13 protein-coding genes are annotated in these 12,305 nt (G+C 65.5%); 10 read left to right on the forward strand and 3 right to left on the reverse strand.

The window, feature by feature from the left end:
- Window positions 1–67 precede the first annotated feature (67 nt).
- The 4 genes from ACWPOC_RS09880 to ACWPOC_RS09895 are packed head-to-tail and all read left to right on the forward strand — an operon-like array spanning window position 68 to window position 4,016.
- The gene (locus tag ACWPOC_RS09880; protein ID WP_455408529.1) at window positions 68–925 is read left to right on the forward strand and encodes a VTC domain-containing protein; all 858 of its coding nucleotides are present in this window, start codon (window positions 68–70) and stop codon (window positions 923–925) included.
- 28 nt (window positions 926–953) lie between these two features.
- Window positions 954–1,631, forward strand: a complete 678-nt coding sequence (locus ACWPOC_RS09885) for a DUF4956 domain-containing protein (protein WP_088897938.1) — start codon at window positions 954–956, stop codon at window positions 1,629–1,631.
- Complete coding sequence (locus ACWPOC_RS09890; RefSeq protein ID WP_455408530.1) at window positions 1,631–3,178, forward strand: CotH kinase family protein; 1,548 nt, start codon at window positions 1,631–1,633, stop codon at window positions 3,176–3,178. The genes ACWPOC_RS09885 and ACWPOC_RS09890 overlap by 1 nt, the downstream gene beginning before the upstream one ends.
- Before the next feature lie 40 nt (window positions 3,179–3,218).
- A complete protein-coding gene (locus ACWPOC_RS09895; RefSeq protein WP_455408531.1) occupies window positions 3,219–4,016 on the forward strand; it encodes an enoyl-CoA hydratase in 798 nt (265 codons plus the stop codon).
- Window positions 4,017–4,365: 349 nt separating this feature from the next.
- On the opposite strand, the gene ACWPOC_RS09900 is transcribed toward ACWPOC_RS09895, so the two are convergent.
- Together ACWPOC_RS09900 and ACWPOC_RS09905 are read right to left on the reverse strand one after the other, a co-directional pair.
- Complete coding sequence (locus tag ACWPOC_RS09900; protein ID WP_120280301.1) at window positions 4,366–4,584, reverse strand: hypothetical protein; 219 nt, start codon at window positions 4,582–4,584, stop codon at window positions 4,366–4,368.
- A gap of 44 nt (window positions 4,585–4,628) precedes the next feature.
- A complete protein-coding gene (locus ACWPOC_RS09905) occupies window positions 4,629–5,063 on the reverse strand; it encodes a PaaI family thioesterase (RefSeq protein ID WP_192378558.1) in 435 nt (144 codons plus the stop codon).
- Window positions 5,064–5,153: 90 nt separating this feature from the next.
- Between ACWPOC_RS09905 and ACWPOC_RS09910 the strand changes: the two genes are divergently transcribed.
- From ACWPOC_RS09910 to ACWPOC_RS09925, 4 genes are all read left to right on the forward strand, one after another.
- Window positions 5,154–5,636: a winged helix-turn-helix transcriptional regulator gene (locus ACWPOC_RS09910; protein WP_455408532.1), complete on the forward strand. Its 483-nt coding sequence runs from the start codon at window positions 5,154–5,156 to the stop codon at window positions 5,634–5,636.
- 301 nt (window positions 5,637–5,937) lie between these two features.
- Window positions 5,938–6,810 (forward strand): alpha/beta fold hydrolase, encoded by an 873-nt coding sequence (locus ACWPOC_RS09915; RefSeq protein WP_455408533.1) that lies wholly within the window; start codon window positions 5,938–5,940, stop codon window positions 6,808–6,810.
- Between the two features lie 53 nt (window positions 6,811–6,863).
- Complete coding sequence (locus ACWPOC_RS09920) at window positions 6,864–7,625, forward strand: DUF899 family protein (RefSeq protein WP_455408534.1); 762 nt, start codon at window positions 6,864–6,866, stop codon at window positions 7,623–7,625.
- Between the two features lie 80 nt (window positions 7,626–7,705).
- Window positions 7,706–8,248 carry a hypothetical protein gene (locus ACWPOC_RS09925; RefSeq protein ID WP_455408535.1) on the forward strand — a complete coding sequence of 181 codons (543 nt, stop codon included), beginning with the start codon at window positions 7,706–7,708 and terminating at the stop codon, window positions 8,246–8,248.
- On the opposite strand, the gene ACWPOC_RS09930 is transcribed toward ACWPOC_RS09925, so the two are convergent.
- Complete coding sequence (locus tag ACWPOC_RS09930) at window positions 8,245–10,197, reverse strand: APC family permease (RefSeq protein WP_455408536.1); 1,953 nt, start codon at window positions 10,195–10,197, stop codon at window positions 8,245–8,247. The genes ACWPOC_RS09925 and ACWPOC_RS09930 overlap by 4 nt on opposite strands.
- A 414-nt stretch (window positions 10,198–10,611) precedes the next feature.
- Here ACWPOC_RS09930 and ACWPOC_RS09935 point away from each other — a divergent pair, with 414 nt between their 5' ends.
- Together ACWPOC_RS09935 and ACWPOC_RS09940 are read left to right on the forward strand one after the other, a co-directional pair.
- Window positions 10,612–11,286: a hotdog domain-containing protein gene (locus ACWPOC_RS09935; protein ID WP_455408537.1), complete on the forward strand. Its 675-nt coding sequence runs from the start codon at window positions 10,612–10,614 to the stop codon at window positions 11,284–11,286.
- Between the two features lie 132 nt (window positions 11,287–11,418).
- On the forward strand, window positions 11,419–12,303 hold the full coding sequence (locus ACWPOC_RS09940) for a PaaI family thioesterase (RefSeq protein ID WP_455408538.1): 885 nt from the start codon (window positions 11,419–11,421) through the stop codon (window positions 12,301–12,303).
- Window positions 12,304–12,305 lie beyond the last annotated feature (2 nt).

Below are 12,305 nucleotides of genomic sequence, written 5' to 3' on the forward strand. Positions count from 1 at the left end.
GTTTCCTGTGAGTCTCCCGATTGCCAGCGAACTGCCAGGAAACCTCCAAGGCTCCTCGAGGTGACGGGTGTGTGCTGTCGGGGTGAACAACGGCTTCCAGCAGACCGCGAGCAAACTGCACGCGTTCAACCGGTACGAGATCAAGTACTTCGTCGACGAGATGAAGGTGCCCGAGCTGCGGCGCGAGCTCGCCGCCCGGATGGACACCGATCCGCACTCCCCACACGGCGGGTATCCGGTGACGTCGCTCTACTACGACACCCCGGATCTGCGGTTCTACTGGGAGAAGATCGAGGGCCTGAAGTTCCGCCGCAAGGTGCGCATGCGGCTGTACGGAGATCCGGCCGCGTGCACCGACGACACTCCCGTGCAGGTCGAAATCAAGCAGCGCGTCAACCGGGTGACCCAGAAGCGTCGCACCGCCCTCCCCTACGGCGTCGCCCTGCGATGGCTGAACGGACGTGAGGACATCGAGTGCGACGACTCGCAGCGGCCGTTCGTGAACGAGGTCTCCGGCCTCATGGGGAATCTGGATCTGCGACCGATCGTGACGACCGGCTATCTGCGCGAGGCGTTCGTCGGACGCGACGCCGACCTCGGCCTGCGCGTGACGATCGACCACAAGGTGCACGGCCGCGACCGCGACTTCCACTTCGCGTCCGGCGCCGAGAACCGCTTCATCATCCCGCCGAAGCTGGCCATCGTGGAACTCAAGGCCAACGAGCGGGTGCCCTACTGGGCGACGGATCTGACGGCGCGGCTGGACATGTCGGTGATCCGGGTGTCGAAGTACTGCCAGTCGGTCGAGGCGTTCGGGCTCGCACCCCGGTCCCGTTTCGGCGCACCGGAATTGGTGCTGCCGGACGGCTTCGATGCGCGGGTACCCGCAGATCTTCTTTCCACCGAACCGATTCCGGTTCGCTGACTTTCCCTTTTCCGAAACAAGGACGGATATGAATTTCGATTTCCAGGATCTCAGTGGCACGTTCACGACCTTCGACATCGTGGTGTCGCTGGCGTTGTCGTTCGTGCTGTCGAGTGTGATCGCGTGGGTCTACCGCTACACGCACAAGAACGTCTCCTACAGCCAGTCCTACGTGCAGACGCTGGTGCTGGTCGGCATGGTCATCGCACTCATCATGCTGGTGGTCGGATCGAACATCGCCCGGGCGTTCGCTCTCGTCGGCGCGTTGTCGGTGGTGCGATTCCGCAACGCCATCAAGGAAACCCGTGATGTCGGGTTCATCTTCCTGGTGATGGCCATCGGCATGACCACCGGTACCCGCTTCTACGTGCTCGCCATCGCGGCGACCGTCGCGATCTGCCTCGTACTGCTGATCATGAACAAGTTCAACTGGTTCAAGCTCGACGTGCAGCGTCAGGTGGTCAAGGTGCAGGTGCCGCCGGAGCCCGCCTACACCAGCACCGTCGAGGACGTTCTCATCAAGCACTGCAGTGAATACGAGCTGGTGTCCACCGAATCCGTCCGCGCCGGCGCCCTGGTGGAGCTGTACTACACGGCTCAGTTGAAGAAGGGCACGAGCTCGAACGACCTGATCGCCGCTCTGAGCGCCGTCAACGCCGGCCAGCGGGTGAGCGTCCTGACCGGATACGACCAGACCGACCTGTGATGACGGCACCGACCCCGCGGCGCCGTTTGCGGCACCGGATACCGACCTCACTGCGTCGGCACTGGAAACTGCCGGTGGCGTTCATCGCGTTCGTCGCGATCGTGGCCACGGCATTCGGAACGACACGCGTGCGGCCCTACATCACCGGCGACCCGACGATCATTTCCTCGGATATCACCGAGAACGTCTCCGGCACAGTCGATTTGTTCGACACCTCCGTCACACACGAGTTGTCGATCGAGATCGGCGACGCCGAGTACGACGACATGATCTCCGCATACGAGAAGGACGGCGACAAGGAGTGGGTGGTCGCCGATGTGATCATCGACGGCACCCGCATCGACGACGTCGGTGTGCGACTGAAGGGCAACTCGACGCTGCGCGGCCTGCAGGGCGAGAACGGTGAAGGCCCGGGCGGCTTCGGACCCCCGGAAGGATTCGAACTGCCCGAAGGCTTCGAGTTGCCCGAAGGCTTCGATCCGGCACAAGGCCCACCCGAGATGGAGGGCATGACTCAGGTGGACCCGGAGGATCCGACCTCGCTGCCCTTGCTGATCCGTTTCGACAAGTACGTCGACGGTCGCGCCTATCAGGGCATGACCGAGCTGTCGGTGCGGCCCGGCTCACCGGTGCTCAACGAGGCGATGGCGTTGTCGCTCACCGCCGAGACCGATCAGCCCACCCAGCGGTACGCGTACACGGTGTACTCGGTCAACGACAGCGCCACCGCGACGCGACTGGTGCTCGAGCATCCCGACGAGCAGTACGCCAACTCGCTGTTCGACTCCCCCGGCTATCTCTACAAGGCCGATGCGTCGTCGCGGTTCGAGTACGTCGGCGACGACCAGTCGGACTACGCCGACCAGTTCGAGGAGATCAATGCCGCCGATTCCGGGACGCTGCAACCGATCATCAGCTTCCTGAAGTGGATGGACTCTGCCGACGACGCCGAGTTCGACGCGCACCTCGCCGACTGGGTCGACGTCGAGTCCTTCGCCCGGTACGTCGCCACCCAGAACCTGCTCGTCAACTTCGACGACATGGCCGGACCCGGTCAGAACTACTACCTCTGGTACGACCTCGACACGAAGAAACTGTCGGTGGTCTCGTGGGATCTGAACATGGCCATGCAGGGCGATACGTCCGCCGGCCCCGACGACACCATCTCCATGATGGGCGGCACAGGGCCGGGTGGTCCCCCACAGGGCATGCCGGGCGGCGCGCCACCCGAGGGGATGCCTCAGGGCATGCCACCCGGAATACCGGGAGGCGACGGTGGAGGTCGCAGCCCAGGCGGCGGCAATACCTTGAAGACCCGTTTCCTCGACTCCGACGCCTTCGCGGAGATCTACCGCCAGGCGTACCAGGAACTGTCCGAGCAGATCTACGGCAACGGTCTGGCGCTCGAGGTCCTCGACGAGGTGGCGGCGTCGGTGCCGACCTCCGACGGACTCACCGCCGCGGCGCTGCAGGAGAGCGTCGACTCGATGCGCTCGTGGATCGAGGAACGCACCCAGGCACAGCTTCAGTGGATCCAGCCCCGCTGAGCGGGGTCGGATCCACCGAAGTTACGGATACTGTCGGCCCATGACTTCCGAAGAGATCCTGCTCGTCGAGCAGCGCGATTCCGTCCGCATTCTCACCTTCAACCGCCCGGAGGCGCGGAATGCGCTGAGCTCGGCGCTCATCGATGCCCTGCGCACCGAGATCGCCGCCGCGGAGGTGGATGACGAGACGAACGTCGTGGTCCTCACCGGCACCGACCCGGCCTTCTGCGCCGGACTCGACCTGCAGGAACTCGGAGAAAGCGGAGGCAACCTGTCGCTGGTCTCCGGCGCCGACCTCCCCGTCGGTCATCCATGGAAGCCCATCTCCAAGCCGATCATCGGTGCGGTGAACGGTGCCGCCATCACCGGCGGTCTCGAAATGGCGCTCGCGTGCGACTTCCTCATCGCGTCCGAGCGCGCCCGCTTCGCCGACACCCACGCGCGCGTCGGTGTCCTGCCGGGGTGGGGACTCACCCAGCGCCTGCCCGCGGCGGTGGGTCCTGGCTTCGCGCGTCGCATGAGTCTGTCCGGCAACTTCGTCGGAGCCGAAGAGGCGCTGCGCGCGGGCCTGGTGACACAGGTCGTCGCGCACGACGAACTGCTCGACACCGCGGTGGAGCTCGCGCGGACGATCGCAGGCAACGACCAGCCGGGTGTGCGGGCGTTGCTCGCGTCGTACCGGCGCGCGGAGGAGCACGTCGTCGAACCTGCTCTGCGAGTGGAGCAGCAGACCTCGGAAGCGTGGATGCGGGAGTTCTCGCCGTCGCGGGTCGCCGAGCGACGGGCTGCGGTGATAGAACGCGGAAAGTCCCAGAACGCCGTGAATCCCAAGTCCTGAAACGCCCATAATTAAAGGACATTCCGGGTTAATCGGACAGATTTATCACGGAAGGATAACAACTAGTGACGGCAGGTAACAGGCTCTGACACCTTCGCGAAGTATGGGACGGAAGTGAATTGATCTTGCGGATCTTTCACTTCCCGCGTCCGTTCGCGGGCGTGCCCATCCACATCAACACGGAGGTATTCCTATGCTGCTCGGTTCTCTCGCCGCCACCGTCGGTGCTGCCGTCGCCGGCCTTCTGACCCCGGTCCTCGGTCTGCTCGCGGGCCTCGGCATCATTCTCTGATATCCGCCCGGATCGACTCCGCGCCCGCACTCCCCCTGTGTGCGGGCGCGGTTCGATCTATTCGGACGGATCCACCTCAGGAGTCCGAAAAACCGTGTCCTCGTCACGCTTTTCGGACATCCGCTTCTCGAGTTCGTCCTTCTCGCGCTGCGCCATCTCGGGGTCGACGTCCTCACCCGGGACGGGTCCGGGATCTGTGGCCGGCGCGCCCTGACCGGGATCGGCCGCGTCGATCTCGTTCGAGCCGGTGTTCTTGATCGGGAGAAAAGGTTCCATGCTTGCCATGGATACGGATTCCCGACACCGATGCGCGCAAACAATTACTCCGGCAACGGAACGTTCTGCAGTCGCAGCTGACCGCGAGCAAGGACCTTGCCGGTCGCGGTGTCGGTGATGATCACCAGCCACAGCTGCTGAGTCCTGCCCTGCTGCAACGGTTCTGCCGTGACCGACGCGCGGCATCCTGTCGTCGAGCGCAGGAAGTCGGTCGAGTTGTTGACGCCGACGGCGAACTGACCGCGCTCGAGTACCGCAGCGCTTGCGCCGATGCTGCCGGCAGTTTCGACGATGGTCGCGTAGAGCCCACCGTGCACGACTCCCCACGGGGTGTGGTGGTCGGGGCCCAGGTCGACGTATCCGGTGACCTTCGTTCCGGTGGCTTCCTCGACGACGAAGCCACTCGCCTCGACGAAGCGGCTCGGCGGCTTCTGCCCGTAGTCCTCGATGGTCGGACGGGCCTCGGTAGTTCCGGTCATGACAACTCCTCGTTCACGCTGACTTCGATAACCACAGTTAGCCACCGCAGAGGTCTGACTGTCAAGGATTAAGTCAGCTACCCTGTGGGCATGCAGTGGCTCGACTACAGCACCGACAACTGCTCGGTCCAGCGCACGATGGACGTCATCGGCGAGAAATGGACGATGATCGTTCTCCGCGAAGTGTTCAACGGCGTGCGACGTTTCGAGCAGATGCGTCGGCACACCGGCATCTCCGACCCCGTGCTGTCGGCCCGGCTGCGCACCCTCGTAGACGCCGGAATCCTCGACACCGTCCCCTACCGCGAGGAAGGCCGCCGCACGCGCAACGAGTACCGGCTCACCGACAAGGGCCGCGATCTCTACCCGATCCTCGTCGCCCTGCTCCAATGGGGGGACAAGTATTGCGCCGACCCTGAGGGTCCGTCGCTGCTCATCGAACACCGCGACTGCGGCGCTCCGGTCGAAACGGTCGTGCAATGCGCCCACGGCCACGGTCCGCTACGGCCGAGCGAATCGCAGACCCGGCCGGGTCCGACCGCGCGAAAACTCCCCGAGGGCACGAAAACATAACGAAGTGGATTTTCGATCCGCGGCAGTGTTTCGCGCCGAGGCGGTGGGTACTCCTGGCTCAGCGTCCCGGTGCGGACGCAGTCCGGATAACCGAACGACAGGAGGAACACATATGCACTTTGGATCTCTTGCGCTCCTCGGCGGACTGCCTGCGAAACCGGGCATCGCCCACTGAGCCGGCGCACGCCGCGTCCGCATCCGTGATGGGTGCGGACGCGGTCGTATGTGCGATGAATTTTCTGTGCGATGAATTTCTCGGGCGGCGCGGGTCGGTATGGTCACCGACCCAGAAGGAGCCGACATGCCCGAATTCGTCACCCACTCGATCGACGTCCCCGGCGCGACTCTCGTCTACGACATCCGCACCGTCCCCGGCGACACCACCCCGCTGCTGCTCGCCGGATCCCCGATGGACGCGAGCGGCTTCACCGGCCTCGTCTCCTACCTCGACGACCGGACGGTGATCACCTACGACCCGCGCGGCACAGGCCGCGGCACACGCACCGACACGTCGATGCAGTCCACCCCCGCCCTGCACGCCGACGATCTGCACCGGATCCTCGTCGAACTCGATCTCGGTCCCGTCGACGTCTTCGCCAGCAGCGGCGGCGCAGTCAACGCGCTCGAACTCGTCTCGCGCTATCCGGAGCAGGTGCGCACGCTGGTCGCGCACGAACCGCCGATCGTCGAACTGCTGCCCGATCGCATCGGGGCCGAAGCGGTGTGCGACGACATCCGCGATACCTATCAGCGCAGCGGCCTCGGGCCGGCCATGGCCAAGTTCATCGCCCTGGTCAGTTATGAAGGTGAGCTGACCTCCGATTATCTCGACCGGCCCGCTCCGAACCCGTCCGACTTCGGCCTGCCCACCGAGGACGACGGGACCCGCGACGACGTGTTGCTGGGCCAGAACTGGATGTCGTGCACGGGTTACCACCCCGATCTCGATGCTCTGGCGAACGCGTCCACGCACATCGTCGTCGCAGGTGGTCGCGAGTCGGTACGCCAACTGTGCGGCCGCGCCTCGGCAGCGCTCGCCGAGCGGCTCGGCACGAATCCGACGCTGTTCCCCGGCGATCACGGTGGCTTCATGGGCGCCTCAGAGGGTATGCCCGGCGATCCTGAAGCTTTCGCCGCCGTGCTCCGCGACGTGCTCCAACCGAGCCGCGTGTAATCCGCCCGATCCGCTCCCGCGCGCGTCGCGGTTCCCGCTTTCCGGAGGTCACCATGACCGAACCGCACTCCGGCCGTCCACCCGTGGTCGACCTCGCGACCTGGCAGGCCGCGCGCGACGAACTCCTCGTTCGCGAGAAAGCCCACACCGAGGAAGGCGACGCCATCGCCGCGGCTCGCCGACGACTCCCGATGGTGGAGTTCGACGGAACGGTCGAGGTGGTCGGGCCCGACGGCCCGGTCCCCTTCCTCGACCTCTTCCAGGGTCGCAACGAACTCGTCGTCTACAAGCACATGTGGTACGACGGCGCACCCCCGCAGGGGCAGTGCGAGGGGTGCACCACCACGGCCTGGCACGTCCGCGACGCCGTCTACCTCAATGCTCGCGGCGTGTCGCTCGCATTCGTCACCACCGGCCCGTGGGAGGAAGTGGCAGCGTTCGTCGAGTTCATGGGCTACACGCAGCCCTGGTATTCGGTGCGCGACCTCGACGAACCCGTGGGCGGAGCGATGGGTTATCTCACCTCCTATCTCCGGGACGGAGACCGGACCTTCCTCACCTACTCCACGACGGGTCGCGGCACCGAACGGGCCAACAGCTCGGCCGGCCTGCTCGACATGACCCCGTACGGGCGCGGCGAGAGGTGGGAGGACAAACCCGAGGGGTGGCCGGAGGGGAACGACCCGTGCTGGTTCTGGCGCGCCGACGCCGACGGCAACGCGACATGGGACGAGACGAGCCGCCCGGTGCCGCAGTGGATCCGGCCCGGTGCGACTCCCGTCGAGACCCTCGGGAGGCAGGGCAACTGGCACTGACCATCCGCGACCGGTACTGGTCACACCGACGGTGCCGCGCGCCTACCGTGGAACGAGGTGTTCCCGACGAAGGAGTGTGCGTGGCGGAATCGTCCGGGTCGAATCGTCCCGAGTCCGAATGGAACGGCCGGGATTGGTACGTGAACTTCGGCGAGCGCAGCCCGTCACGGAATTGGGACGACGGCCGCCGTTACGGTTTCGTCGCCGCCGGCGGTGGCCGCTGGTATTCGGATTCCTTGCAGGAGTTGCCGGTCGGTGGCCACGTCTTCGTCTACATCCCGAGGAGTGGGTACGTGGGCATCGGCGTCGTGACCGGCCCGGCGGCTCCGGCCGACGAGGCGACGCTCGTCGTCGACGGTCGGCCGGTACCGTTCCGCAGCCTCGACCTGAAGGCGCCGTACATCCACGAGAGCGAGGGCACGGACCCGCACGAGGACCACCGCGAGTGGATCGTACCGGTGCAGTGGACGCACACCGTCGCACGCGAGGATGCCTTCCGCATCCCGGGCCTGTTCGCGAACCAGAACTCGGCGTGCCGTCTGCGTCACCGCTTCACCGTCGACACCGTGACGTCGTTCTTCGAGAGCGATCCGGATCGGGAATCGGACTCCGCGCTCGCCTAACTCGAATCCGACGAGTGCAACCGCCACGGCACACTCGTCACCATCACCCCGGGCTGGAACAACAGGCGACTCTTGAGCCTCAGCGCGCTCTGATTGTGGAGCAGGTTCTCCCACCAGTGCCCGACGACGTATTCGGGGATGAAGACGGTGACCACATCACGCGGTGAGTTGCCCCGCACCCGTCTGACGTAGTCGAGCACCGGTCGTGTGATCTCCCGATACGGCGATTCCAGGACCTTCAGCGGAATCGTGATGTCGCTGGCCTCCCATTCGCGCACGAGAGCACGGGTGTCCTCCTCGTCGACGTCGACGGTGATCGCTTCGAGGGTGTCGGGATGGGTGGCCGAGGCGTACGCGAGCGCGCGACGAGTCGGGTGATGCAGTTTGGCCACGAGCACGATCGAATACGTGCGGCTGGGCAGCAGGCCGTCCCAGTTGCCGGCGTCGAGTTCGACGGCCACGCGTCGGTAATGGTGGTTCACGGCCCGCATCGTCACGAAGACGGCCACCATGGCGAGGATCGCGATCCACGCACCGGCAACGAATTTCGTGATGAGCACGATGACCAGGACGGTCCCCGTCATCACCAGACCCATACCGTTGACGACGCGCGAGCGCTGCATTCTCCGGCGGTGACGTGGGTCGGTTTCGGTGACCAACAGGCGGGTCCAATGACGCACCATGCCGGTCTGGCTCAACGTGAAGGAGACGAACACCCCGACGATGTAGAGCTGGATGAGATGGGTGACCTCGGCGTCGAACACCCAGACGAGCACGATCGCCGCGAGGGCCAGGAAGACGATGCCGTTACTGAACGCCAGCCTGTCGCCTCGGGTGCGCAGTTGCGTCGGCAGGTGTTTGTCCTGCGCGAGGATCGACGCAAGGACCGGGAAACCGTTGAATGCGGTGTTGGCGGCGAGGACGAGGATCAACGCGGTCACGGCGGTGACGAGGTAGAAGCCGAGGGGGAAGCCGGTGAAGACCGTCTCGGCGACCTGCGCGACCAGCGTCTTCTGATGGTATCCCTCCGGCGCCCCGAGCACTTGCGTCGCGGGGTCGGCGGCGACGACGACGCCCAGCCGCTCGGCGAGGACGATGATGCCCATCAGCAGCGTGATCGCGATGGCACCCAGCATCAGCAGCGTGGTGGCGGCGTTGTGCGATTTCGGTTTCCGGAAGGCCGGCACCCCGTTGCTGATGGCCTCCACTCCCGTCAGGGCCGCGCATCCCGACGAGAACGCGCGGGCGAGAAGAAACGCGAAGGCCAGTCCGGCCAGGTGTGATTGTTCGGCGGCCAGTTCGTAGTGCGACGACTCGGCGCGCAGCGGGGCGTCGAACACGACGAGACGCACGAAACCCCAGACGAGCATCACCCCGATGCAGAACATGAATGCGTAGGTGGGGATGGCGAAAGCTGTGCCCGCTTCGCGGAGTCCCCGCAGATTGACTGCGGTGAGGAGAGTGATCGCGACGATCGCGAACAGCACCTTGTGGTGTTCGACGAAGGGGATCGCCGACCCGATGTTCTGGGCCGCCGACGAGATCGACACGGCGACGGTCAGCACGTAGTCGACGATGAGCGCGCTGCCCACCGTCAGGCCGGCCATCGCTCCGAGGTTCTTCGTCGCTACCTCGTAGTCGCCACCCCCGGACGGGTAGGCATGCACGTTCTGCCGATAGCTCGCGACCACGACGACCAGGACGACGGCGACGGCGAGACCGATCCAACCGGAGAACGCGTAGGCGGACAGGCCCGCCACCGACAGCACGAGGAAGATTTCCTCCGGTGCATAGGCGACGGACGACAGGGCGTCGGACGCGAACACCGGCAGGGCTACGCGTTTCGGCAACAGAGTGTGGCCGAGGGTGTCGCTGCGCAGCGGCCTTCCCAGCAACATCCGTTTGGTGACGTTGTCACGGCCCTTGTGGATGGTTACGGCCACGACCATCGACTCCTGTCCGGCGCATACCCGCGCACGCAGAAGCGAACGGTACGCTTGTATTACCACGCTCGCCACGGGTGCAGATAGAGCGAATTCACCCCGTCGATCACCCGTCGGCAACGTTGGCAGATGAAAGAATCGTGGGTAGCGTGGAGTCGTTGTTGCTCCTCGCAACAAAGCGTGCCGCGTCTCCTCCCCTTTGACACGGCACGGACGGACCCCGTCGGCCCCTCCCCTCGTTAAGCCGACGGGGTTCTCTCATTGATTCCCGCCCGTATGGCGGTTCACACGTTTTCGTACAGAACGGTCCGTTTTACGGATTTTGCGGTGATCCCGTGCAGCGGCAGCAGAACTTGACTCCTTCACCGTGCGCGCGGTCGACTGCTTTCCTTCACCACGCTCACGATCCGGAGAACCCCGATGACCGATTCCATCCTCGAGCTCTACGTCGACGACGGACTGTCCGACGAGGAAATCGATCAGCAGAGGGCCACCTACGGTCCGCTCACCGAGGACGTGCGCGAGCTGATCCAGCTCGCACTGCAGACCCGTGTGGATGCCGACGATGTCGAGCGGGCACGGGAACATCTCGCAGCCGCGCGCGAGATCCTCGAACGCGACCGGGAGAACGGCCCGTACGGCACCCGGTTCAACGACTCGGGCCGATTCCGTAACTGGGGAAACGCCGCAATTGGCCTGCGCAACGCCATCGCCCCGATCGGCGACATCCACGAGGACGACGACGGACGTGTGTGGACGGAGGTCCACCTCGGTCCCGTCTACGAGGGGCCGGCCGGGCACGTGCACGGCGGGGTCTCCGCGCTGCTGCTCGACCAGATCCTCGGCGACGCCGCGCGCATCTCGGGATATCCGGGGATGACGGGCACGCTCACCATCCGCTACCGCAAGCGCACCCCTCTCGGCGCTCTGCGCGTGGAGGCGAAACTCGACCGCGTCGAAGGGCGCAAGGCGTTCGTCGTCGGGCACATCGCCGACTCGGAGGGGATCTGCGTGGAAGCAGAGGGCATCTTCATCGCGCCGGTGTGGATGGTGCAGCAGCGCGACTCGTTCGCGGAGCCCCCGAGGCCCGAATAAGCTCACAACCGAAAAGTGAGGCTCACAACGCCATGGGTCGACCACCAGGGTTGTGAGCCTCACCTGCGCGTTGTGAACCTCGGGACGAGGCAACTCTTCCGTCGGCGCTCGCATAATGGCAATATCACTCTCATGAGCGAGAATAGCATTTCCGCAAGCCTGGGGCCGTCGGTGACCATGAGTCAGCACACCTTCACCGCCGACTTCGGCCTGACGTCGCTCCAGGTGAGCAAGGAACGCGCCGTCATGCGCGTCGACCTGCACGACAAGCTGCGCAACGACGCCGGCGCCGCAGCACTCGGGATGCTCACCACCGTGGTCGACATCGTCACGTCCACCCCCGCTCTCGCCGCGTGCAGCCCGGACTGGACGGCGACGCAGGACCTGTCCATCCACACCTCCGAACCCCTCACCGAAGGGCCGGTCGTCGTCGATACCCACCTGGTGCGCATCGGCAAGAAGACCGTGCACGTCGCCGCGGAGATCTTCGACGGGTGCGGCATCACCGACATGGGTGAGCTCGTCACCGCCCTCGACGACGGCGCGCTGCGCCCGGCAGGACGCGGCCTCGTCACCTTCGCGCGACTCCCCCGCGCCGCAGCGGCCGGCTCGGACCACTACAACCCCGGCGAGTGGGTGGGCGCCATCCGCGAGTATCCCAGCGAACACGTCGAAGGATCGATCTACTCCCGTCTGGGGATGCGCACCCTCGACGCACAGACCGGCGTACTCGAGCTCGACCTCACTCCGTTCGTGGCCAATATGATCGGCACCATCCAGGGTGGCGCCCAGGCACTGCTCGCCGAGCACGCGGCGCACACCGTCCTCCCGGGTTTCGTGGCCACCGACATCCAGGCCCACTACCTGTCGCAGGTGAAGGTGGGGCCGGCACGGTCGCACGTCACAGTGGTCCGTGAGACGAAGGACCACGCGGTCGTCGACGTCCGCCTCGTGGACGCCGGAGCCGACGATCAGGTGCTCGCCCTGACGACGGTCACCCTGCAACGCCTGAGCTGATA

This window comes from Rhodococcus sp. 5G237 (assembly GCF_053764735.1).